We start from the raw sequence: 23,484 nt of genomic DNA on the forward strand, positions 1-23,484 counted from the left end.
GACTCTTTCGACTGTCGAGAGGGGACGCGTTGAGGGGAAGGCGCGGACACGACGGGAGAAGCATATGCGGTATTCGTGCAAGGTGCACCCGGGCGATCGATCGTTCGATCGTTACCGTGGGAGGCATGAAGATCTCCATCGGGCTCCCCAATCCCGTCCCGGGAGTGTCCGGCCGCCTGCTCGTCGACTGGGCCCGCCGGGCCGAGGAACGCGGATTCGCCGGGCTGGCCACGATCGACCGGATCGCATACCCGAACCACGACTCGCTCACGACGCTGGCGGCCGCCGCCGGCGCGACCACTCGCATCGAGCTGATGACCAACATCCTGCTCGCCCCGGTCTACCCGGCTCCGCTGCTCGCCAAGGTGGCGGCCAGCGTCGACCAGCTGTCCGGCGGCCGGCTCACACTCGGCCTCGCGCCCGGCGGGCGCCCCGACGACTACGACCTGACCGGTGTGCCCTGGAACCGGCGCGGGCGGATCTTCGACGAGACCCTGTCCTACCTGCGCGACGCCTGGGCGGAGGGTTCGACACTGCCCACTCCCGTCCGCGACCGTCGCGTACCGGTCCTCATCGGCGGCACCAGCGACAAGGCGGTCGAACGCGTCCTCACCTGGGGCGACGGCTGGACTGCCGGTGGCGCCCGGCCCGAACAGGTCAAACCCTTCAACGACCGGGTACGCACAGCGTGGACCGAAGCGGGCCGAGCCGGTGAACCGCGGCTGGCCACGTTGGCGTACTTCTCCCTCGGGGACGACGCCGAACAGGAATCCCGCACGTACCTGAACCACTACTACGCCTTCACGGGGGACTTCGCGAAGATCATCGCCGACGGCGCTCTGCGTACGCCGGAAGCGATCCGGACGGCAGTGACCGCGTTCGAGGACGCCGGCTGCACCGAGCTGTACTTCGACCCGACCGCCGCCCGGCTCGACCAGGTCGACCGGCTCGCCGACCTGCTCCTGTAGCGATCAGCGGGTCTGGTCGGCCGATTCCCGGTCGATCCCCATCGTCAGCAGGTGCAACGCCAGCGCCCGCGCCTGTTCGCGGATCTCCGGCGCGGCGGTCGTCTCCCACAGCCGCCCGCGCCGGGCCGACCCCAACGCGAACAACGCGGGCGCTCGGTGACTACGCCCCAGCACCGCGCCATGTTCGTCCACGGCCAGGCCCAGCTCATGCGGCCCGGGCGCGGCCAACCCGTCCGCCACCAGCGACCGGACCAGCGGATCGCGCTCGGTCAACCGGCCCGGCCCGGTGCAGTTCACCACTGCTGTGAAGGCCCTCGTCTCGAGGCGAGTCCCCTTGATCACCGCCTCGATCCGGCCGTCCGGCAGCGGCCGCAGGCCGCACACCTCCCCCGCGCGTACCCGCAGGCTTCCGTCCTGCCGCCGCTCCTCCACCGACGCGGCCACCTGCGGCGCCATCCGGTGCCGATGAACCTCCCAGTAGCGCGCCACATGTCGCAAGAACCGCCGCTGCTCATGCTCCGGCAGGCCGCGCCACATCCGGTCCCAGTGCGGTCGCAATCCGTCCATCACGCCGCGCCAATCGCCCGTGGCTGCGGCTTGATCGCGTACCCAATGAAGCAAAGCAGCCACACTCGTAGCCGCCGGCGGCACGATCTCCCGGCGGACCGACGGAGCGTGGGCTCGCGGCAACAATCCGTGGCGCGACACCGCGGTGATCTCGCGGCCCGCGAGGCTCAGAGCCACGTCGACCGCGGTCAGGCCGGTCCCGATGAGCAACACCGGGCCGTCGCCCACGCGCGCCAGGACGTCCTCCTGCCAAGGATCTTGGATGTACGCCGAAAGCTGCCGGACGCTTTCGTCAGCAGCCACCGGGACGCGCGGAGCCGCATTGCCAACGGCCAGCACAACCGCATCGGCAGTAAGCACGACACTATCCGTGAGCAGCACAGTCAGCCCGGTATGCGACGCCTCGAAGATGCGGCCGACCGTCCCACGATGGACGGTGAGCTTCCCGGGAGCGACCTCGTCGACCGCCCGCAACGCCTCAGTCAAATAGTCGCCGTACCACCCACGCGCAACGAAGTCGCTACCCTCAGTATGCGAATCCCGGCGTCGACACCACTCCAGAAAATCGCCGGGCCGATCCGGGTCGACGCTCATCGCCGAAACGGGCGAGTTGAGCAGATGCCACCGCGCCGCCGTGGAGTACGCCACCCCCCGCCCGGGCCGCGCCTGCGGGTCGACCATGATCACGGACCACCCGGTCCGGACGAGCTCCCGAGCAGCGACTACGCCGCTGAACCCGCCTCCGACGACCACCGCAACGGCCATGACGCGCCCCTTTACCTATAATTCCTATCGACACCATAGGATATCTCGCACCCCTGGCGCCACCCCTGCGCTCCCGCGGCCCCCTTTATCCCGCCGCCTTTCCCGCCGCCCTTTCCCGCCGATCATGAACTACCGGTCATGCTCGACGGCGTGTCGGTGCGCAGAACTCCATGATCGCTCCCCCGAGAACGTGATCGACTTCGGCCCCGAGCAGCGCAAGCTTCGCTCTGCGGAACGTCGTGAAGGCTCTCCTGAACCTCTCTTGAACCTCGTGAGGGGCGACACGGGATACCGAGATGCGCGCGGCCCTCCGGATCGGGTACAGTCTGAACCCGTCCCGGGCGATTAGCTCAGCGGGAGAGCGCTTCGTTCACACCGAAGAGGTCACTGGTTCGATCCCAGTATCGCCCACCGTTTGCGCAGCTCAGAACCCCTCTGGAGGATCTTCTCCAGGTGGCTTCTTCGATATTGGTGGGCAAAGGTGCTCCACGCGTAACGCGCAGGATGCCAGGCGGCCCTTACCGTCGAACAAGTCTGCTGAGGTATGAGAGTCAGCGATAGCGGCGATCCTGGTCGCCGGTACGAAGAGGTCTTAGAGCGTAATTCACGGGACGTGCGTCGATATTCGGTAGATCTCGACGTCGTTCTGGGGCAGCGGTGAGGCTGGGCGGTGCGCATGATGGGGCCATGCAGTTCCGGCTGAGCGATGACGAACTTGTGCGTGCGGTCCGAGACTTCGAGGAACGTAGCGCTGCCAGCGCCGGCGGAACTGTCCGCTGTAGAAGAAGCCGAAGCCACGATCGGGTTTGCGATTCCTCCGCTGTTGAGGCGGTTTTATCTGGAGGTTGCCAACGGCGGCTTTGGGCCGCGCGGCGACGTGGTCGGTGTGCGCGGTGGAGACTCTCGGGGACTGTTCGCTGACGTCGTCGAGGGCTACGGGTTGTTCTGGTCCGACCTCCACCACCCCGGGCCCACCAGGCATGGTGCCGGTACTGGACTGGGGCTGCGCGTTGTCTGCGCTCATCGATTTCACCGATCCAACGGGGCCGGTGTGGGGCTGGGATTGGGATCCAGACACCGAGCAGGGCCTGATCCCGATGGGCATCGATCTTACGACCTGGCTCAGCGACTCCCTGCGCGGCGAATGGGTGTTGCCCCGGTGGACGGGGCGCCGTCGTTAGGAGTCTCCTGGCACAAGCTCCTTTAACTCGTGGGCAATCGCATCCGCGCGGTCGTCGCACGCAGCGAATGGGTCCGCGTGGAGCTCGAACCACCATAGCGGCGGCTCGGCAGACCATTGGTCCAGACGCTCGATCCGGCGGGTGGCGAGCATGTCTTGCAGGCGGCCGATGCCGGCTAGCCGGGTGAGGTGCCCGGCTCCGATGAGGTTTCCCCAGTAGACGCCGCGGGTCATCGAGTCCAGACGCTCACCGCGCCATTGGACGAGGTTGCGCCGCTCGTATTGGGACTCCGCGGTGTCCCCAGGTGTGACTGCGTGCATGAAGCCGCTCGCCACGCCGAAGCTTGTCGTGGCGTCGTGGACCAGTCGGCGTACCTCCGACAAGCCGTCCCCACCGAGGATCGCGATCAGCGACCGCGCGATCTTAATCACGATCGTGGCCGGGTGGCCGTCGGGGATGGGACCGCTGGGGTCGGTGAATTGGTCGCGGAGCTCGACCTCGATTGTGACGCCACCGCGGTAGCGCGAATACATGCCTTTTCCGTTGAGCTGCTCCAGCTCGAGCTGGAGGAAATGCAGTTCGCCTGCCCGCAGTCGGGTCATTGTGCGGTCCCAGCCTGTTGTGTCTGCACCGATATGTGACCAGCGGCCTCTGGCTGACTTCATGCGGACTCGGGCTGCGACGCCGTACGGCAGGCCGCTGTCGTAACCCGACGGGTAGCATGCTCGGTGGCCGTAGGCGGCGATGACCGGGGCGGCGAGCAGCCGTCTCGCCTTGTCCAGCCACGCCGCCAGCGCGTCACGACGTTGCATAAGATCTACATAGGTATAGAGCTGGCACACCAGGTTAGGATCGCCCGCCCGGCTCATCGCCACCCGGGAGGGAGCACCAACACCGAATGGGCCAGAAGCCCGTGCCTCGAGCCGTTCCCGATCTGGCGACGGCGGTCGCCGGCACTCGCCGACATTCGAGCGGGCCCATACCACCGCCGAGTGCACGTCATCGTACTCTGCTGGCACGACGTGCCAAGGTCCGGCGATGGGCATGAACCCCTCCGCCCCGCCGAGCGATCCCCGCCAGGAGAACAAGCTGACCGCGGGATCGCTGCCGAGGATCACATTCCAGGTGCCGTGACTGGTCAGCCCACCAGCCGCAACCTCGTCCGAGGAGCTTACGACAAGGCAGGACGGGCTTCCCCAGCGTTCCAGTTCGTGCTCCACCACGAAGTCTGCCCATCCGGCATCGCCGTGCTCGATCGCCGCTGCCAGGAACATCACCGCCGGCTGACCCGGTAGCCCGACCTCATCGCCGCCGACCACGTCGAGCGGGTACGGGTCTGGCCGCCGCAATCGCTCCACGTCGATCGAGACGTCTTTCGGCTGCTCTGCCGGGATCAGTCGACCACCTGGTTCGATCACACCCATATGCGCCAGCAGCGCGAACAAGCCTTCCTCGGCGAACACGTAGCCAGAAGAAAGGATGTCATCGACGACTCGACGGTCCGCGTCGATGCTCGATCGAGCGGCCCACCACAGAATCGCTTCAACTACTGGACGCCTCTCGCCGGCCGAAACGTCCCTGTCCGGCTCTTCGGTCCGACCGGATAGGCCATACGCCGGACCCGATTCCTCGTTGAACAGCCACCGGAACCGCTCCCGGCCACCGTCCCACCCGACCAACATCGCCACATCGCTGTCCATCACCACCGCGGTCAGCATCGGGCCGTCAACCTGAGACCACGGCTGCGGCCGCAGCCGTGGATCACCCGCCCGAGTCACGTACGCCGACCAACCGTCTGCCGCACCCCGAGCATTATCCCAGCCACCCCGCACGACAGGCGATTCACCAGTCAGGCTGATGACGTATGCAGCCCACAAACCCACAATGCTCTCCTCGCGACCGTGCCCTCATGGCCCGCCGCCGCACGCGCCCGCAAGCCCGTCCCTGTGATTTCCACCCGTGGTGGCGATGCCCTGAGCGAATCGTAGATAGGACGTTATGGAGCTGTTGCCAACGCGTTGTGCAGGTTTCGGGCGGCCGAGGCGAATTGGCTCCCGCCCCCACGGCCGGCGGCGGCGTCGAGCCCTTCGACATGGTCTCGGCGGCCGAGGGTGCGTGCGCATTGTTCGGCGAGCTGGAGGATGTCGGTGGTGCCGATGTGGGGCTTCGGTGTGGCCAGCAGTGCGGGGAGGGCGCCGAGGCAGATCTGCCAGGCGGTGTCGACGGCGCCTGCCTCGGCCGCGTCTCGGAGGACTCGGGCCGCGCGTGTGAGGACGAGGGAGCCTGCGCAGACGGTGTCGCCCAGGTGCCCACCGACTGCGCGCCAGTCGACCTCGTTTCCGAAGGCGAGCAGCGCGTCGACGGCAGCGACCCGATCGGCGGCGTCGGGGACGGTCATGCCGTAGACGATGGCAAGCTGGGTGGCCGGGCCGGTCGGCCCGTGGTTCTCCGCCAGCAGCGGCAGGAGTTGCGTGTGGTCGCCGACGCCGCCCCGACTGTCGGCGGCCACGGCCAGCCCTGTCACCGCCCAGGCGGCCACCACTTCTCGGTGCGAGGGGAGGGCGGCTGCCCATAGCGTCTCGTTGGATATCCAATGTGATTGCGGCTGTTCGTACCGTGGCAGCGTGAACAAGGCGGTCTCGATCGGGCTGACGTTCTGGGGCGGCTCGATGGTGACGGCGACCCGGCGTTCTGGCAGCGGAGCCATCCACCGGTAGCGCCCGCCCTTGCCGTGTTGTGCGTACGCGATCACGACCGGGTCGACGTGACCTTTCCGCAGTTGTCGTGCGACCATTTGCCCTGCGGGGCTGGTCAGCTGTTCTGCGCGGCGGCGGACGTCGCCGCCGGGGTCTTCGCGCGGCAAGCGCAGGAGCGCCTGGCTGAGGTCGACTCGCCACGGTTGCCAGCCGTCCCGTTCCGCTTGTGACATCCGGTCGACGAGAACCGCGGGATCGAGGTGGCCATTGCATCGCGTGGGCGTGGCCACCAGTCGTGGCACTGGGCTTCGCCGAAGGTACAGCTGGGTGGCGAGTAGGCGCATCTCCATCAGTGTCGCCGGTGAGCGTTCCGGGTCATGCAGAGGCTGAGCGAGGGGGTGGTCGTCGTGCAACCCGCCGAAGGCTTCCTCGAGCCGCATCGGTGTCCGCAGGGGCGGCTCCAGCAGGTCGAACAGCATCATCCCAAGTCGAAGCCAATACCCGTTCGCCCAACTGCTTTGCAGGCTGTCGCGGCGGCACTCGACGACCGGCCGAATCGCGGATCTCAACGCTTCGTGGTCGCGTCCGTACATCTCGATCAGTGCAGCGAGGACGCGTTCCATCGTGGCGACCGAGCCGTCGCCGCTCAGCATCGCCGCGAGTTCTTCGGCGGCCGCGGCCGGGGTGGTGATCGGTGGTGGCATCTCCGGCACGATGGGCCCGACGGGCGGCGCGAGGGGCAAGGGCGCCGGCGTCGCCGGCTGTGCGAGGGTGGCGAGCAGGTCCGCTTTCCGTTCCGGATGGCACCTGGCCGCCTGGCGTACCCAGGTCGTTTGGGTTTTGACGAGGCCCTTTTCCTTGCGCTGCAAGATGGTTGCGGCGATCGCGAGGAGTGTGTCGGTCTCAAGTAGCCCGGCCTCGTCGGCCTTACGCAGGCAGCGTTGTGCCATGGCGACTACGGTGCCGAGGTCGGCGGCGACCAACGCCGTGTAGTCGGAAATCCGGATACCGATCTCTTGTGGTGTGACCGCGAGTTCGTTGTGCAGGGTGATGAACGGGCGGAGGTTGCCGGGCCGTCCTCCGCGCAGCAGCAGAGCCACGCAGCCGTCGATGAGCATGGTGCGGATGGCGGGATCGTTCGAGGCAAGCTTCAGCAGCGCGGTGTTGAAGCCGGTTCCGAAGAATGTGAACTCCAGCTCTGAGCCCAGGCCGTCGTCCTCGAACAGCATGGGCAGCAGTACGGGGGCGTACGAGCCGGTGGTGATGGCGTCGTAGGGGTCCTTCTCGGAGCGGACCCACGCGATCCAGCCGCGGGCGAAGCCCGGTGTTTGCGGCAGCTCGATCCCGGCCGCACCGGCGATGTCGTCGACTAGTAGCCATTCCTCGGCCGTGTTGAGTTGCGAGGTCTGTGCCCACAGCCGGGCCAGCTCCGCCAGCCATGGGACGTTCCGGTGAACGAGCAGGTCGAGCGTCAGCCGGCGAGGGATGAACCGGCGTTCCCATCTCATGCTTCCGCGGTTGATGGCCGCCATCGCCCGCTTGGCGCTGGGCGCGCAGCCCAGCAGCGCAAGGCCGGCGACGGCCGTGATGCCGCCGCGCCAGTCCATCAGGTCAGCCTTCGTATGCGCGACGACGGCCGGGAACGCAGCCTTGCGATTCTTCTCCGGCAAGGCCTTGAGGTATGCGTACACCTGCTCGATGGACCGTTTGTCGATGGCGCGCGCCAGGTCCAGGTCGAGCTCGTGGATCATGCCGCGAGCTCCTCGACGGAGGTCTGCAGATCCAGACCCGCCTTCGGATGGCTCCGACGGCTGGGCGTACGCGTGGCTCGCAACGGGCATGCGGGCAAGATAGCCGAGACCGCCGACAAACCCCGGCCGCCGCAGTTCGGCCGCTGCGGCGCCAATCTTGCGTGACGAACCCGGTAGGCGACGGAGTCGACTGGTCGCAGGCCGAGCACGCGTGCAGTCCGGCCGCCGACATGCGATGGCTGCTGTGCGAGGCGCCGTGTGAAGATGCCTAGGCGGCCGGCTGCGGATCGACAAGACTGCCCCTGTACTTGACGACCTGTGGTAATCCGGCTTGCCTCGGCGGACTTGACGGGTGATCCTGGAGCCAGTGCCGCGACTGGCGTTGCTGACCCGTACGAGTGGCAGGAGCGTTGTGTCCGATCAGCAGATCTTGCTCGCCCTGGCTGGTAATTCGGCTTTGCGGCCCGAGCACGTCGACGAGCTCATCGCCGTGAACGACCTGGCGGTCTTGCGCGAGTTGGCTTCGGAGCAGCGACTAACACCGGCTCAGGTCGAGCTCCTGGCGGCAGGCGGGCACCGGGATGTCGTTGAGGCGTTGATCAGGTCGGGAAGGCTCGCCGTCGAGCAGGTCCGGAGTGATGTTCCGTGGATGCTGCTCGCCGGCATCGATCGGCCTGACGCGCCTGACGACTGGTTACAGGTGCTGGCATCCTGGCCGGATCCCACGGTACGCCGGGCGTTGGGTGACCACGTGTTGGAGCGACTCGACATCGCCGCAGTGTTGGCGGACGATCCCATTTGCTCGGTGGCCGCATGCGCGACCCGGCCCTGGGAACTGCCCGAAGAGCTAGCGCTTCGGCTGGCGGCCAGGCCCGAAGCCTGTATTAGGGTCGCGTTGGCGTCGAGCCTTCACGCCCCTGCTCGAATCCTCGCCGATCTCATCGAACACGGTGGGTCGCCACCGATGAGCCCATGCCCGCACTGGCCCGACGGATCGGCGGCCGCGGAGGAGTTGTGTCGCGTCGTGGCAGGCAATCCAACGACACCAGTTGATGCCGTCGCGCCGTACATGATCACGCTGAACCCGCAGATAGCGTCGGCGCTCGCGGGCCGTCCTGACCTCGCGGAGGAGGCTTACGGGCGACTGCTGGCGTTGCAGAACGACGAAGTGACCGGTCGAGTCGCCACCAACTGGGCGGCACCGCCCGGACTGCTCCGCCGGCTCTATGACACCGATGCCGGGCGTTGGCGGGGCCATGTCTTGGCCAATCCGAGTATCCCGCTGGACCTTCTGGTGCGGCACAGCTGCAGTGGCGGAACACCCAGTACGGACAATCATCCCGATCTCGATGGGCTGCTTAGCCTTGCCGTAGATGCCGACCCGCGGGTCCGGCTAGTCGCGGCCGCCAGCCATCGGTTGCCCTCAGAGGTCCGAGCAATGCTCATCGATGACCCCGACTTCGCGGTCGCGCGCCGGGCGGTCATGCACGTCTCGGTGCCGCCCGAAAGGATCAGAGCGACTGCCGCACGGCAAGGACCGCCGATCTTCCCTGCGTTGGCTGCCCATCCATCGTGCCCGCCCGACGTCCTTCTCGCGATCGCGACGCACCCTCAGGCGCCAGCTGAAGCTGTCACAGACGTCGCCTGGCAGGAGGCGTCACCGCCTACAGCGCTTGCCGCATGTCTGCGGAATCCAGCGAACGCAGTGTATGTGGCCTGCAACCCGATGGCCCCCGCAGACATGTTGACCGAGTTGGCATCCCATCCCGATCCAGACGTGGTTGTCGAGGTTGCCCGGAATCCAGCCCTTCCCCCACAAGCCTTCCAGCGCATCTTGACGGGCATTAGGCACCAACTCGCCAAGGTTCCCGCGCCACGCGCGAAGCCCTCCAGGTAGACAGAAACGAAACTCAAGAATGCAACCCCCGCCAGGTAGATCGTCCTCCGACGACCCCGGTCGGGCCGCCGAGTGCGGAGCGCGGTGCGGATCCGGCTGAGCCGGCGCGATCGGCCTCGCGGCCAGCTGCAATTGGCCCGCTCTCACGTCACGCCGATCCAGACACCCAACTCGCGCCGCAGCGGTCGCCGTGTTCCCTGCGGCGCCGGCTTACGGAACAAGCGGGATGCCGAGGGCCCTGCTTACAGCGTCATCGATGGTGCGGTAGCTACTAAGCACGTAGGAGCCGCACGGCTCGGAGGGCTTGTCGATCTCGTTCCGTGGAGATCCAGGTAGACCCCGGGGCGAGGTAATTCCCGGCAGCGGTGTTCCTTGAGCCGGTCACCGTCGCCGATCGGCTGGGCATGAACCGTTTCGAAGTAGCCCCTCGACCAGGGCAAGTTGTTGATGAATTTGGGCGCGAAGAGCAGATTCTCTGGGACGAGGTCCCCCATCGTGTAGTCCGATGCATCGATCATGCGCTGGTGTTCGGCGGCTTCTCGTCGCTGGTTGCGCTCGGCTGCCTCGTATTGGTGCTGCTGTTGTTGTGCTTCGAGGGTGGCGTGCCAGGCGGCTCGGTTGTGGCGGACGCGGCTCAGATTGTACAGGTCGCTGTGGGTGACGTTGCCGTTTCCCTCAGCGTCGCCGCACTTGTAGCACTCGCCGGGCCGTTTGCCGGTGATGATGTCCAGTGTCGTCTGGCTGACGCTGCCGTTGGCGACATCGTCGAGGACCAAGCCGGTGGGGTCGCTGAAGTCGATGGGGTTGTTGTTGCTGTATGCGTAGCCGTTCCACGAATGTGGATCTTCGGTGTTGAACTGTGGATCGAGGCTGACGAACTGTCCGGCGAGCGGGTCGTAGCTTCGGGCGCCGACCTGCACGAGTCCGGTGTTGGTGTTGTCGACCTTGTTGAGGAATCCGCGGTTGTCAGCGTGACGCCAGCCTGCACGGCCGCGTCGAGATACCCGCCGCAGCCACCGCGACCGGCCGCCCGCTCGTGGTCCTCGTCAGCAACTTCGGGGGCCTGGCGGTCCTCGCCGTGGACAACCCGGGTGTCTGGACCGATATCGAAGCCACACGACTGCTCCATCCTCGCGACCGTGACCGGATCACCACCGCGTTGACACAGAACGACTACACCCTGGTCCCCGAGGAACCGCTATGGCAGACCTACGATGGCGCGTGGGATCCTGACGTCTTCGCACCAAGCGGCGGGACATGGTGGATCCGCTTCTTCGATTACATATGAGTACCAGGCAAACGCTTGATCCTGGCTAACGCCGATGGCCTCGATGCTCGTCGGCCGCATCGAGGTCCGACAGCCGTCCGATGACGAGGTCGTCGATGTTTCCGCCGTTGTCCAGGGCGGAGTCCAGAATCAGCGCCAGGGACGTGCCGTACACCGGGATGTCAGCTGGGTTGTCGAGCAGGTGGCTCTCCCTGATGGTGAGCTGGGCCGCGGTCAACGGAAGCGTGCCCGCAGTAGCCGGCCGGGCCTGCTCAACTCGGCATACGATCCAGTGGACGTCTTCGAAGCGATGACCGGCGACCGCGCAGAGCGTGCGCCCGTCTGCAAGCTCGAATGCCGGACGGATCGAACGCAGATGCCCGCCTCGATAGACGCTCGGCAACGGCTCTTCGCGGATGCGCCACGCGCCGACGAACAGACTCGCGGTGCCGATCCGGTCGTAGATCGCCGACATCTCGGCCGGCTGGTCGAGCACGGGATGCGATCTGGCCGGTGGAGTGGTCTCATGTTCGGCGATGATGCGGTCGATCACCTCACCGATCTCGACCCGGCCCGGCACCACATGCCACCCAGCGACCGGGCGGAGTGCGCCGTCGCGGTCTTGAGTCACCGCGGCGACTCCCCCATAGACCGATACCGCCCGATTGTCGCCACTCGCACGATCATTGATCTTGATGCTGGCGCGGGAGAGCACAGCAGGCACCATGCTGCTGCGGATGCCCGGTCCCCGGTAGGAACGGCCCTCCACCGTCAGGTCGCAGGGTTCGTCGATCGGCAGCTGGAGCAGTTCGTTCGGCAGATTTTGCGCGCCCTCGGCCGACAGATAAGGATAGAACCGAGCGGCCCAGCCGGTGATGAGCTTGCCGCCGTATGCGTCGACCGGGTTGTAGATACGCTGCCAGAACGCCAGATCCACGTCACCGGCAGCGGCCCGCACGAACTGGTCGAGGATCGCGGCCAGAGACCGGCGCCAGTCCGCGAGGCCGAACCGGGCGAGCTCGTCAACGCGTACGCGGATCCGGGACCAGTCTTCGACCGTGCCGGTCAGTGTGATCGAAGGGATGCCGCAGACGGCGACCATCCAGTAGGAGAAGTAGGGCGAGTACGCGTCCAAGAGAACCACCTGGCCGGCGATCCGGTCGACGTCGGTGCTCGTCGAGAAATCGCACGCGAACAGGTCGGCGTCCTTGACTTCTTCCGCGAGGCGGCACCGGAACCGGCCGACTGCGTCGCCCCAGTCCGCCGTGTCCTGCGGCACCGGCCCATCGAGCTCGATCGTCAACCGTTGACGACCTTGGTGGGCGACCAGCATCGGGCGCAACTCATCCGAGTGCAACCGGATGTGCTGGGCGACTCCCTGGGTGATGGTCAGCCAAACGGCGTCGGGTGAAAGCACCAGCGGCCGATGGTCGGCGAATGCCTGCCCGACCGCGCGCAGCAACGGATGCACGCCGTTCGACGGCAGAACAAGCAGGTCCGGGTCACCACCGACGGCCAGCGCGTCCGGGAACGCATCACGCAGCGGCTTCGTCGGCAACGGCTGCGCGGCAGGCGTGACATCGTCCACGGCGAAGGTGATCATCGCGTCACCGTAGCGCCTCCGGGCGAACCCGCGCGTGCCCTAACCTACTCCCGAAGATGCCGGGCAAATGAGACATCGCCCGCTGTAAATCGGAGAGCACAAAGCCCAGCGAGCGACCACCACGAGCATCTGGTTCGTCGAGCAGTTCAGGTCGACCGCAGACCCATCGCCGTCTGCCAAATTGCTGAGACAACGTGTACATCGCGTTAGCGACCGAGGCGTGCACAGTTCCCTCCACCGTTACGACCAACCAGCCGATTGGGTGATCCTCTCGCACGATGGCCTCCAACACCTGGGCTATCGCCAGCCGTACGTCGACACCTTCGGACCAGCATCGGCAGGATTGTCCTGCCCGCATGATCAAGCGCTGTCCCGCCGCAGGGTCAGGGCACCTGACCCACCAGCCGAGCAATCGTTCACATCTCGATGAAGGATGTACCGCGCCGTCATGCGGACATTGTCATGACGCCGACGTCCTCGGCCCGCGTCGCCAGGGCAGCCACGAGCGCTTCGACGACCGGGCAGCATCCGAGCCGAGGAGACTGGGCATCGAGGCCACCAAGAACACGTGCCCGCCGATGATGTTGCCCGGTTCGGGCACGGCGCTGGTGGCCGGCAGGCACAGATCGACCTCGAAGCCGACCGTACGCACCCGTGTGGTGATGAACGACTGCCCGGTAAGCTGCGTGGTCCGCGTCTGCGCCGTCAGCACCGTGCCGTATAGCCAAGCGTGGGCCTGTGCCTGCTCGGGAGGTCCGAACACCCCGTAGGACATGAACGATTCCGCTGCCATCCGCGGCGGCCAGGACATACCGAGTTCGGCCACATGCGCGGGCGGATCACCGGCATCCTTGCCCGGGCTGATCAGGCTGGCGTCGGAGTTCGCGAAACTGTCCTTATCAGCGAACACGCTGACCTCGTTGCCGAGCGCCACAATGCTGGCAGCGCCACCAGCTGGAGCCGCGCCGGCCAGCATCCGGCGCTGTTCCAGCTCGATGGCCAGCATGGTCATCGTCTCGCCTTCGTCGTCGACCACCTTGCCGACGGCCACCTCGTCGTTGGCGACCTTAACGCCAGACAGCAGCGCACCCACGGTACCGGCGAACGATGGCAGCAGATCGACGATCTGGCGGTCTTCGGTCGAGATGACCAGCCGGGCGCCGCTGGGATCCTGCCACGCGTACACCGACGTACGGTTCACCTTCGCGATCAGGTCAGCCGAGGACAGCGTCTGCTCTATGAGCCGCGCGAACTCGGCACGGTCGCCGGCAGCCAGACCGATGCACTCCATGTTCGATGCCACCGAGAGAGGGTAGCCACGCCCAGACCGCGGACGCAGCATCATTTCCGGCTGGCCGCCGGAGCCACCGGGCCGCAGTTCGCGCGAGGATGTGGGATCGTGTCGCGTGTGATCGACTCGCTCGCGCTGGCATCGGTGCAGTGGCCACGCCTTCTGCACGCTTACGGCTCCGCCGCGGATACGCCCGAACATCTGCGCGCGCTGCGCTCGTCCGACGGGCAAGAGCGGCGCGAGGCGCGGTCCGAACTGATCAGCTCGATCGTTCACCAGGGCAGCCGGTACGAGGCGTCAGCGATCGCCGTGCCGTTCCTTGTGGATCTCGCGGCCGACCCCGAGGTGGCCGACCGTCACCGCATCGTCGAGTTGCTCCTCAATCTCGCCGTCGGTGCGCCGTATCGCTGTCTACCCGGCGGCTGGCCGATCGCCGCCAACCGGGCCGCGCTCGCCGTGTCCCCGCCTGATCTAAGCCTCTTGGAAGCTGTCCGCGCCTACCTGCTCACACCGCGGCATGAACGCCAGGGACGTTTCCCGCTCGACCGCGACCAGAACCGCCGGTTCGAGGCTCATTTCGCGATCCAGACGTATGACGCCGTCCGCGCCGCGCTACCCACTGTTCGCGGCCTGCTGTACGACACCGACACCCAAGTGGCCACGGCTGCCGCCGTGACGCTGGCCTACTTCCCCGAGAACGCCGAGGCCAGTGTGGCCGAGCTGGTCGCCGCCGTCGGGGACACCGAGAATCTGATGTTGACGGCCAACGCGATGCTGGCCATCGCGCTGCTAGGGGGACCCGTGCCTGAGGCTGGACTCGACCGATGCCTGGCTGACGAGGATGAGGTGATCCGGTGGGCCGCCTCATGCGCCACCGTCATCCGCCACGAGGTCAACGCCCCAGCCACGGCGGTTGCAACGCTTCAGGAGATCGGCCGTCAAGACTCTGACCGCGAGGCACCGTACTGGCAGCAGTATCCACCGACCAGCGCGCTGGACGCGCTCGCGGCCTTCCACCAGCCGGCTTTCGAGCAGCTGGCCGACGAATTGCTCGACGTCTACCTACGCCCGCAATCCGAACGTCGCCAACTGGAACAGGCGCTCACCCTGGCCTGGCGGACCCGTCCAGCACATCCCGTGCCGTTCTCGCAACTGACAGCCCCGCAGCAAGCCGTCGCTCGATGGCTGGCCGGGCACCCCGAACAATGGATGGGCGACGGCTTCACCGCCGGAGCGTTCCGAGTGGAGTTGGATCGCTACGGTTTGCCCACCGCCCCGGAACAGCTCCTGCTCTACGTCACCGCAGGCTAGAACTCATCGATAGCTCATCGATTCGGATTACATCGGGATAGCCGCGACGAACCCGACCATCAGGGCATCCAACCAGCGGCAACCGTCCGCCTAGTATCCGTCGGCTGGTGGTGTTTCGCTTCTCGTCAGCCATTGCTCGATGGCGGCGTAGTCCGCATCTACGAGGCCGCACCGCGGATCAACACGGTGCACAAGCGCGGGCGACGTGTGATTCGCCATGATCCACGTCCGGTCGGCGTCGGTGATCTCGTCGTCGACCCAGACGAACGGTCGTCCCATCGCCCACTCGACGAGGTAGCGGGTCTTCCAATGCAGCCGATCGTGGTCGTCATCTTCGTCCGGAAAGTCGACGATCGGCAGCTGCGGCAGTCCGAGCCGTGGTGACAGCACCTCATTCGCCTCGGCCATCCAGGTCGTCGCCCAGACAAGATCGCACGGCAGCGCGGCCAGACGACGACCGTGCCCGGGGTCGAGCCCGGCAAGCAGCGGGTTAGCGCTGTCGCCCGACCGGTGCCTGGCCCCGGCGAACGGTAGCAACGTGCCGTCGACGTCCAGGAACAGCAGAGGACGCGCTCCGATGCCATGCTTCGCCAGACGGCGTACGCCGACCGGGCCGAAGTCCTCATCCGGCCAGATCTGCCCGGCCGCCCAGTCCAGCCACTCATGCGGCGGTTCGTCGTTGCGGAAGAACGTGATCCTCGCCGCCTCGTCCATCCCGGCGGACTCCCACCAGTGCCACCAGATCGTCAGGTGCCACTCGCCGCCACCCATGCGCCAGCCGATGCTGCCCCGATCAATCTCCGGATACGCGCGCAACGGCGGCAGCACACAGCCATAGGCCTCAAGCTGCTCGCGTACGGCGGCGTCACGAAGTCCACGTACCCGCTCATCCACTCCGCGCTCCCCTTCTATATCTGCCTCGTCGCCCACGGCATCGCACCATCATCAAACCGGCGTACGACATCGGCGACGCACCTTTGACGGCGCCAGGGCACATGTGAGAGGTGACCGCTCGGGGCCGAAGGCAGTATGTCAGTCCCGGCTGGTATGAACTGGCCCATGATCACCGACCACGCTGATCCTTCAGATCTTGAGGCAATTCGCCTAGCTCTGTCCATCGACGATGACGGCGCCTCAGCGTTGGGATGGGCGGCGGTACACCGCCACTGCTAGGCCCGGTGTTCGATCACGGGTCGGTCCTGCTCGGCACCGACGGCTGCGGCATGTACTGGCATCTGATCGTCACCGGCGAGCACCGCGGCCACATCTGGCTCATCACCGGCGAAGGCGCCACCCCGTTCGGCGCCCAGTTCGGGCACACCACCGGCGAGCCCGGATTCGCCGGCTGGGTCAAGCACTGGGCAGCTGGCAAGGAATGGTTCGACGCCTCCTGACGCCGAGATCCGGTTCATCAGAAGGGTTGTCTCGCAAGGGCGGCGTGTGGATGATCATCGGGTGCCGTTCCTGAACCCAGAGCTGGTCACGTTCGAGTTGCGTGACGGCGTACCGGTTCTGTCGTTGGCCGTGGAGGTCCCCACCGGGCCGGATGAGGGCTGGTCGTTGATGAATCGGCTCACCGTCTGCGTCGTGGACGGACCCGGCGAGGCGGGATACCTATTCCCCAGGCTTGGCGGGCCTGCCGGTGACAAGGCCCCACGGGGCTGGGACGAGGCCGTCGCCCGCGCCGGCGGCAGCACCGTCGTGTTCGGCACCGGCGTCCAGACACGCACGCTGTTCGCACCCTCGGTGGACTAGCCAGCGTCAAGGGACGAGCAACGGAGGCGACGACGGAGAGCGCGGCACCGACGTCACCGTACGCCGAGTGGCAGATCCACGCCACGGTAGGAGCGGAACGTCTGCACCCCGACGACGTCCCGCCGACCGTCGAAGCATGAGCTTGCCCGACTGCCCGTCCCGCATCGTCATATTCCACGTAACCCTGCTGGAACGATGTGACAAGACCGTTGACGCGGCCGGTCAGAGTCGGTCGTTGCGCATGTTGGCTGCGACGCTCGCTCCTTCTACGATGCCGTCGTGAGCGCTGAAAACGGCATGCGGTACTGGGATCCCATGCCACACCTCGACGCGGTCATCGACTCACTGCCACAGCACGGGCTACGGCCCTCGCTCGACCAAATCTGCCAGGGCAAATGGGACGAACGCAACTGGCGCAACGTACCAGGACCCTTCTACGGCGCTATGACGGACAACTGCTGGGTGGGGCGGCTCCACGCACCCCATCACGTGCTGTATGGCGACGACATCGAGTACGAGCAGGAGTTCCTATACCGGCAGCCGCGGACGTTGGCGGAGCTCCAGGACGTGCTCGTCGCCATGCAGGAGGACCCCTGGGCGGGCTGGGCATGCGACGGTGATTCCCACTGGAGCCTGAACCTCGTCCGGGAGTGGTGGCGCGAGCGTGGGCGCCTTCGCGAGTGGATCACCGCGAAGCACCGACGATGGATAGTTTCAGAGCGCGCTGACGAGCGGGAAGCGGCGAGCGGTCTCGCGGACTATCTCGCCTACCTTGATGGAGACCTCGCCGATCATCTGCGGGGCTACATGTTCTTCCTAGACAATGGTGTCAGTCCCGCTCCCCTTGATCGCGTTCCAGCGTTGTGAGAGAATGCGCGGCGTTCTGGCCGAGTGACACGTTCGCTGACAGACTCGGGCGGCACGGGTTCCTCGGCTGGTCCGCGAGATCGGCCGTGACGCCGGGATGAGCCGCCGAGCCTGTTCTTTACGTTGCTGGATGAGTTCCGGGCGCACCGCCAAGACCAGTCGGTGGGCAGTGGCGACGTGCGGTGATCTGCGTTGCGCGAGGCGCACGCCTTTTCCGTAAACTGCGATGCTCGACGCGACGAGGGAGGCGGACGGCATGACTCTGCCGGGAACCGATTGGCCCGGGATACGCCAGCGTGTCGAGGCGCTGCGCGCCCACGCTGATCATGGGAAGGTCTTCGGAGCCGCCGTATTCGGTGTTGGGCACGGATTCGTCCTAGAAGCTGGTTTGTCCAGCGACGAACTCCTGGCCCTGGAATCGTGGCTTGGCGTGAGCCTGCCGGACGACTACCGCAGCTTCCTGACCGACGTCGGCGCCGGCGTCGCCGGGCCCGGATACGGCGTGCTCCCCGTCCGGCGCCAGACCGTTTCCGGATGGGCATGGCATGGAGACGGCGCCACCATGACCGATCCATCGCGAATAGCCGACCCGTTTCCCGTCGCACGCACGCTGAACAGTCGCATCGACAGCCTCGGTCCACGCCCCGAGAAGCATGACTTCGCCGGCGAGGAGGAATGGCATCAGGCTTACGGCGTGTGGCAGGCCGAGGTGGACGAGATGCTCAACGACCCAGACCTGACAGCTGGAGCGATCTGCCTGTGCCATCACGGTTGCGGCATGTACGACTGGCTCATCGTCAGCGGCCCTGCCCGCGGCACCATGTGGTCGGACCTGCGCTGCGACGACGTCGACCTCGCCCCGATCCTTCACGACGACAAGCCAGTGACGTTCCGTGATTGGTACATCGACTGGCTGACCGACGCCGAAGTCAAACTCGGCATCCACCCTGACCGCTAGCGGCCATAGACCGTCGACGCCTCCGCCCCGCCGATCAGAACCCAGCCCGGGCGCCAACGCCTGGCATGAACCAGTGCGAACAGGGCTGGGACGTGGCGGGGAGCGTGACTTGGCGTCCTACATTCGCCCAGATCGCGAAGCGCTCATCCGCTCTCCTCACCCGGGAGCGACGACACGACAAGCCATCCCGCTAGCGATCCCCCACGGCCTCCATGATCATGTCAGACTCCCCGGGTGGAACTTGCTGATTTCTGGGCGCTCATCGATCAAGCACGCACCGAAGCCACCACCAAGAGCAGCTGGGCCACCGCGCACGACGTGGGCAACGCACTCAAGCAAATACTGGCGGAGTGGACGCCCGAGCAGATCATCGCCTTCGACGACCAGTTCGCGAGGATGAGCGGCTTGGCCGACGAGTGGGAGCTCTGCGCGGCCTGCTTCCTGATCTCCGGCTACCTGTCCGATGACGGCTTCACCGACTTCCGAGCGGGCATCGTGGGACTCGGCCGTACCGATTTCGAGCAGGTCATAGCCGACTCCGAGAGCATTGCTGAGTTGCCGATCGTCCGCGGCATCGCGGAGGGCAGTGTCTCCCCGTTTCGCGTTACACAGGGAGTCGATTTATCTCGCCGCCTCGTCTGCCTTTGAGGCGGTCACGGGCGACGATGAGGCGTTCTGGGCCCGGAGGCAAATGTTCAGCGGGTTAGCCCGCTGCATCCGCCTTCGCGTGCAGAGAAGTGAGTTCCGGGAGCGCGCCATTAGCTTCGTCCGATCGTCGGCGGCGGGCCGCGTGGATCGTCACTGCGGACCGGCGCCGGGTGATCCGTCACGTAGGCGGCCACCTCGTCACTCTCGTCGCGCAAGTGTGCCGCGAGTTTGGCGCCGAAGTCCTCCTCGTACAGGGTCGTGTAGAGGTGGTCATCGGTGCCGATGGGCGGTCGAGGCCATGCTCGCGCACGAAGAGGTCTCCACACTCGATCGATGGCCTTCGCTATTTGCATCCCGGTCGGGGCGGACAACGCGCTCCCCTGAACGACTCAAGTCGGCGTCTAGCTAGCGACGACTCCGCCAGTCGCTACCCACGGTCGTTCCGCGTTAGACACCGTCCGGCTTGGCACCGCACGCAGCCAGCGGAGCGCTGACGTGACTCGCGGCCGGAAGACGACCACACAGCTGGTCTGCCGGGCTCGCCGCCAGACCAGACGCTCACTCCATCTCGACGACCGCACTCGCCAGGGCAGCCAGCGCCTGGCGCGGCTTCATCTGGATCTCCGGAAACTTGTCCAGCGCACGCATTTCGATCTGACTGAGCGACCTCACAACGAGCACGGGCCCCTTGCCGTCGTCGTACTTGACGAGAAGGATCGAACTGACCCGCATGCATGCCTGGGGAACTTCGTGAAGCGAAGCAATGAGCTGGGCGACCGCCTGACCGAGCTTGAGATCGACTTCGGCCTGGCGATTGTCTATGTATTGAAGTTCGAAGGCTCGTTCCAACTGCAGCTGACGTTGCGCGACTTCTTCGGATGACACCCACGAGGCGATCCGCGCTTTTGCCCGCCTGAATACGGATCCCCGTCGAAGCTCGATGTCCTCCGCCTGCCGATATCCGATCAGTACGGCAATTTGATCCAACGCGTCGAATATCTGCTCGGCGGCACTCAGGTCGTCTGTGTCAAGGTACGCATCCAACCTGATCGCCTGGGCCACGGCCGCACGATCGAACGTTCGGGTGCCCAGAACCGCCGGAGCGGCGACATCCACGACGAGCTGCCCGCCGGCTCTCGCCCACGCCTTGACCCTGTACGGACGAACTGCGCGCGACGCGCGAGACTCGTCGGGCAGGTCCCACGAGACCTGGCCGCTCAACGCTTGCAACGTTTCGGCCAACCACGGACGAAAGTCGTCACCGAGCTCGCCGTCGCGTATCGCGTGATCCACTACCGCTTTGAGATAGCCCAAACGCGTTCCCGTGTCATGGCGTTTGCCGCGGTAGACCAGCCCGTGCACGGGAATTCCATCATGGAGAAGCCGCACAAGGGCGTCGGTCAGCTGAATTTCACCGCCTGCTCCGGGCTTGGTCTCCCGAATCGCGCTGAATATCTGCGGCGGCAGGATATAGCGGCCCGCAATCGCCAGGTCACTCGATGCAACAGCGGGATCTGGTTTCTCGACGAGTTCTGTGATCCTACAGATCAAGCCATTTAGGCCAGCACTCTCGACGGGCTCCTGTAATGCGGGACCTGCTGGCTCAACTGAGGCAATGCCATACCTCTGGCTCTCGCGCACATCGACTTCGCACAGAGCAATGACGGCACCGCCCGTGAGCTCCTGAAGATCCAGCATCGCCGGTAGCAGTGGATCATCTGGGTCGAAGAACTCGTCGCCCAGCAACAGCGCGAACGGATTGTCGCCTACGAACGTCTCGGCGTGCGCCACAGCGTGCCCAAGGCCCAGCGCCTGGCCTTGAGTGATCGTGAATATCTCCGCTAGTTCGGACAACCGGCGCACAGCGTTCAAGCGCCTGGATTCACCCTTGGCCTCCAGGTAGGACTCAAGGTCCGGATCCCGATCAAAGTGCGAGATCACATCGCTCTTGCCGGGGGCGACGACGAGTAACAGATCATATAGCCCTGCGTCCGCGGCCTCCTCGACGACGAACTGCAATATTGGACGGTCGACCACCGGCAGAAGCTCCCGCTGCACCACCTTCGTCGCCGGCAGGAACTCGATACCAAGACCCGCTACCGGAATGACAGCTTTATGTGCTCGCACGGGCTCCTCGCTCACGTCGAACTGCACAACCCATTGCTCGGCGGCATCCTGGCCGCGACCCGGCAGACGATAGGGGCACGTTATGGCCGCCGCTGGTGTATAGCCATAGCGGTCGCTGACGGATCAACGACAGGATTGTGCCTATTGCATGCCGCTTCGTCACCTCGGGTCGAGTGAACACGAAGGCGAGAAACGTTCCTAGAGTTCGTGGCGAACCCCTACCCTGACCAGGAACGTCAGAAAGTCTTCGTCGGTCACTTCGAAGTCACCGGTGTCGCGGTTGTACTGAAATACTTGATCGCTGCATCTCCCGTCGATGACGAGGAAGCCCCACCAGTCGCCCGTTCCCGGATTGGAGATCGGGAGGAAGTTCCCGCTGGGGAACTCCTCCGTACATGCCGATAGCAGGTCACTGATCCTCGGGTTCGTTGAGACGACGGGCAGGAGGTCCACCCCGACGACCAGACCTCCGCCAACAACCTCCATGAACTCTTTGTATTTTCTGGGGAGTTCTGCGTTCACTGCTTCTTCGGCTCTGTTGAGATCATCGTCGCTGGCCGCGATCGCATCGATGATACGTACGCCCTCGGGTACATCGAGCTCCGCTTGCTTAGTGAGCTCAGCGCGCAAGATCGGTTCAAACTCGTCAAATTCCATGCGTGGACGTCCTCGTCACTCATACCACCAACCTACTGGCAAGTTGCCCCAGCCCATCTCCTGCGACCGGTACCACCAGTGCAGCCGGGTGTCCTCGGTCCGGCAGCTCAAGCAGATGACCAAGACGGTCCTCGAAACGGCACAGAGCGAGGAGATCACCGAGCGTCCGGGATACGATAAACGTGACCCGGTCGCAGCCGGTTCGGACAACATTCGCAACGGCACGCAGCAGTCGGACTGCGCCACCTCCGCGGCTGGCGGCGAACTACGCGCGGCTCAGCGTCCGGCACCGAAAGCTGTGCGTGTGTGCGCCACGAACCGGCGTACTGCGGGCGGCGGCGAGGCTCGCCAAATCAACGCCAGGACTGCGGGCGTCTCGATGTCCGCGACGACTCGGGCCGTGAGCGGATACCGCGTGGCCATCGACTGGCTGAGCACCCCGACGCCCAGCCCGCGCGTGGCCAGGTCCGCGATCGCGTCGGCCGCGCCCGCCTCCACCACGACGCTCGGTGCCAGACCATGCGCGGCGCAGGCTCCGTCGAGCACCGCGCGCAGGCCGGTTCCCTGGGGCATGCAGATCAAGGGGTACGCGCACAGCGCGCGTACACTGAGTTTCCGCTGGTGCGCCAATGGATGCTTCGCTGGAACGACGGCGACGAGCGGCTCGCTGACGACCGTCAATGACTCCACTCCGGACGGTGGGGCTCCGGCCGCGCCGATGAGGGCGGCGTCGAGTTCGCCGGTGCGTACGCCGTCGGTCATGCGGTCCGAGGAGTCCTCGGTCAGCGCTAGCTCCACGCCGGGATGCGCTCGATGGAAGGCGGCCACGGCCTCGAACAACGGTGTGACGGTGCAGCCGACGACCATGCCCAGCCGCAGCCGTCCTCGCAGCACGTCGCTGACCTCGCCGACGGCCTGACCGACCGCGTCCGCGGCCGCGAGCGCCGCTCGCGCGTGCTCCAATGCCGCCTTACCCGCCACCGTGAGGGTCGCCGTACGCCCAGAACGGTCGAACAGCTGCGCGCCGAGACCCTTCTCCAACTGCCGGATCTGGGCGCTGATCCCGGACTGACTGACGTGAACGCGGTCGGCGGCCCGGGTGAAGTTCCGCTCCTCGGCGACCGCGACGAAGTACTCCAGCTGCCGAAGTTCCATAACTGCTGATTCTAGTTCAC

At 66.0% G+C, this 23,484-nt stretch carries 19 protein-coding genes and 1 tRNA gene; 10 read left to right on the forward strand and 10 right to left on the reverse strand.

What is annotated here, in order from left to right; translation table 11 throughout:
• Nucleotides 1–125 precede the first annotated feature (125 nt).
• Nucleotides 126–968, forward strand: a complete 843-nt coding sequence (locus HOV77_RS14735; RefSeq protein WP_290862501.1) for an LLM class flavin-dependent oxidoreductase — start codon at nucleotides 126–128, stop codon at nucleotides 966–968.
• Nucleotides 969–971: 3 nt separating this feature from the next.
• Here HOV77_RS14735 and HOV77_RS14740 read toward each other — a convergent pair whose 3' ends face one another.
• The gene (locus HOV77_RS14740) at nucleotides 972–2,300 is read right to left on the reverse strand and encodes an FAD-dependent oxidoreductase (RefSeq protein ID WP_290862503.1); all 1,329 of its coding nucleotides are present in this window, start codon (nucleotides 2,298–2,300) and stop codon (nucleotides 972–974) included.
• A 339-nt stretch (nucleotides 2,301–2,639) separates the two neighbouring features.
• Here HOV77_RS14740 and HOV77_RS14745 point away from each other — a divergent pair.
• Nucleotides 2,640–2,711, forward strand: a tRNA-Val gene (locus tag HOV77_RS14745).
• A 766-nt stretch (nucleotides 2,712–3,477) separates the two neighbouring features.
• Here HOV77_RS14745 and HOV77_RS14750 read toward each other — a convergent pair.
• Together HOV77_RS14750 and HOV77_RS14755 are read right to left on the reverse strand one after the other, a co-directional pair.
• Nucleotides 3,478–5,199, reverse strand: a complete 1,722-nt coding sequence (locus HOV77_RS14750) for a hypothetical protein (protein ID WP_290862505.1) — start codon at nucleotides 5,197–5,199, stop codon at nucleotides 3,478–3,480.
• Between the two features lie 278 nt (nucleotides 5,200–5,477).
• A complete protein-coding gene (locus HOV77_RS14755; RefSeq protein ID WP_290862507.1) occupies nucleotides 5,478–7,928 on the reverse strand; it encodes a hypothetical protein in 2,451 nt (816 codons plus the stop codon).
• A gap of 412 nt (nucleotides 7,929–8,340) precedes the next feature.
• Between HOV77_RS14755 and HOV77_RS14760 the strand changes: the two genes are divergently transcribed.
• Nucleotides 8,341–9,825: a hypothetical protein gene (locus HOV77_RS14760; RefSeq protein ID WP_290862509.1), complete on the forward strand. Its 1,485-nt coding sequence runs from the start codon at nucleotides 8,341–8,343 to the stop codon at nucleotides 9,823–9,825.
• 242 nt (nucleotides 9,826–10,067) lie between these two features.
• Here HOV77_RS14760 and HOV77_RS14765 read toward each other — a convergent pair whose 3' ends face one another.
• Nucleotides 10,068–10,838, reverse strand: a complete 771-nt coding sequence (locus tag HOV77_RS14765; protein ID WP_290862657.1) for an RHS repeat-associated core domain-containing protein — start codon at nucleotides 10,836–10,838, stop codon at nucleotides 10,068–10,070.
• A 23-nt stretch (nucleotides 10,839–10,861) separates the two neighbouring features.
• Here HOV77_RS14765 and HOV77_RS14770 point away from each other — a divergent pair, with 23 nt between their 5' ends.
• On the forward strand, nucleotides 10,862–11,113 hold the full coding sequence (locus tag HOV77_RS14770; protein ID WP_290862510.1) for a hypothetical protein: 252 nt from the start codon (nucleotides 10,862–10,864) through the stop codon (nucleotides 11,111–11,113).
• Nucleotides 11,114–11,138: 25 nt separating this feature from the next.
• On the opposite strand, the gene HOV77_RS14775 is transcribed toward HOV77_RS14770, so the two are convergent.
• Nucleotides 11,139–12,695 (reverse strand): DUF4419 domain-containing protein, encoded by a 1,557-nt coding sequence (locus HOV77_RS14775; protein WP_290862512.1) that lies wholly within the window; start codon nucleotides 12,693–12,695, stop codon nucleotides 11,139–11,141.
• 460 nt (nucleotides 12,696–13,155) lie between these two features.
• A complete protein-coding gene (locus tag HOV77_RS14780) occupies nucleotides 13,156–14,040 on the reverse strand; it encodes a hypothetical protein (protein WP_290862514.1) in 885 nt (294 codons plus the stop codon).
• A gap of 54 nt (nucleotides 14,041–14,094) precedes the next feature.
• Between HOV77_RS14780 and HOV77_RS14785 the strand changes: the two genes are divergently transcribed.
• Nucleotides 14,095–15,297 carry a hypothetical protein gene (locus HOV77_RS14785; protein ID WP_290862516.1) on the forward strand — a complete coding sequence of 401 codons (1,203 nt, stop codon included), beginning with the start codon at nucleotides 14,095–14,097 and terminating at the stop codon, nucleotides 15,295–15,297.
• Nucleotides 15,298–15,387: 90 nt separating this feature from the next.
• On the opposite strand, the gene HOV77_RS14790 is transcribed toward HOV77_RS14785, so the two are convergent.
• Entirely contained in the window at nucleotides 15,388–15,852 is a 465-nt protein-coding gene (locus tag HOV77_RS14790) for an HAD domain-containing protein (protein WP_363260288.1), read from the reverse strand.
• A gap of 623 nt (nucleotides 15,853–16,475) precedes the next feature.
• On the opposite strand from HOV77_RS14790, the gene HOV77_RS14795 reads away from it, so the two are divergent.
• The 5 genes from HOV77_RS14795 (at nucleotide 16,476) to HOV77_RS14815 (ending at nucleotide 19,525) form a co-directional block, all read left to right on the forward strand.
• Nucleotides 16,476–16,691, forward strand: a complete 216-nt coding sequence (locus HOV77_RS14795) for a hypothetical protein (RefSeq protein ID WP_290862518.1) — start codon at nucleotides 16,476–16,478, stop codon at nucleotides 16,689–16,691.
• Between the two features lie 61 nt (nucleotides 16,692–16,752).
• On the forward strand, nucleotides 16,753–17,052 hold the full coding sequence (locus HOV77_RS14800; RefSeq protein WP_290862520.1) for a hypothetical protein: 300 nt from the start codon (nucleotides 16,753–16,755) through the stop codon (nucleotides 17,050–17,052).
• Nucleotides 17,053–17,331: 279 nt separating this feature from the next.
• Nucleotides 17,332–17,919 carry a hypothetical protein gene (locus tag HOV77_RS14805; RefSeq protein WP_290862522.1) on the forward strand — a complete coding sequence of 196 codons (588 nt, stop codon included), beginning with the start codon at nucleotides 17,332–17,334 and terminating at the stop codon, nucleotides 17,917–17,919.
• Nucleotides 17,920–18,175: 256 nt separating this feature from the next.
• Entirely contained in the window at nucleotides 18,176–18,877 is a 702-nt protein-coding gene (locus HOV77_RS14810) for an SMI1/KNR4 family protein (protein ID WP_290862524.1), read from the forward strand.
• Nucleotides 18,878–19,111: 234 nt separating this feature from the next.
• Entirely contained in the window at nucleotides 19,112–19,525 is a 414-nt protein-coding gene (locus HOV77_RS14815) for a DUF4240 domain-containing protein (RefSeq protein WP_290862526.1), read from the forward strand.
• Nucleotides 19,526–20,083: 558 nt separating this feature from the next.
• Here the strand turns inward: HOV77_RS14815 and HOV77_RS34785 are convergent.
• From HOV77_RS34785 to HOV77_RS14830, 3 genes are all read right to left on the reverse strand, one after another.
• A complete protein-coding gene (locus tag HOV77_RS34785; RefSeq protein ID WP_363260265.1) occupies nucleotides 20,084–21,679 on the reverse strand; it encodes a UTP--glucose-1-phosphate uridylyltransferase in 1,596 nt (531 codons plus the stop codon).
• Nucleotides 21,680–21,850: 171 nt separating this feature from the next.
• The gene (locus tag HOV77_RS14825; protein WP_290862528.1) at nucleotides 21,851–22,309 is read right to left on the reverse strand and encodes an SMI1/KNR4 family protein; all 459 of its coding nucleotides are present in this window, start codon (nucleotides 22,307–22,309) and stop codon (nucleotides 21,851–21,853) included.
• 276 nt (nucleotides 22,310–22,585) lie between these two features.
• Nucleotides 22,586–23,464: a LysR substrate-binding domain-containing protein gene (locus HOV77_RS14830; protein WP_290862530.1), complete on the reverse strand. Its 879-nt coding sequence runs from the start codon at nucleotides 23,462–23,464 to the stop codon at nucleotides 22,586–22,588.
• Between the last annotated feature and the right edge of the window lie 20 nt (nucleotides 23,465–23,484).

Source organism: Hamadaea sp. (assembly GCF_013362815.1).
Taxonomy (GTDB): domain Bacteria; phylum Actinomycetota; class Actinomycetes; order Mycobacteriales; family Micromonosporaceae; genus Hamadaea.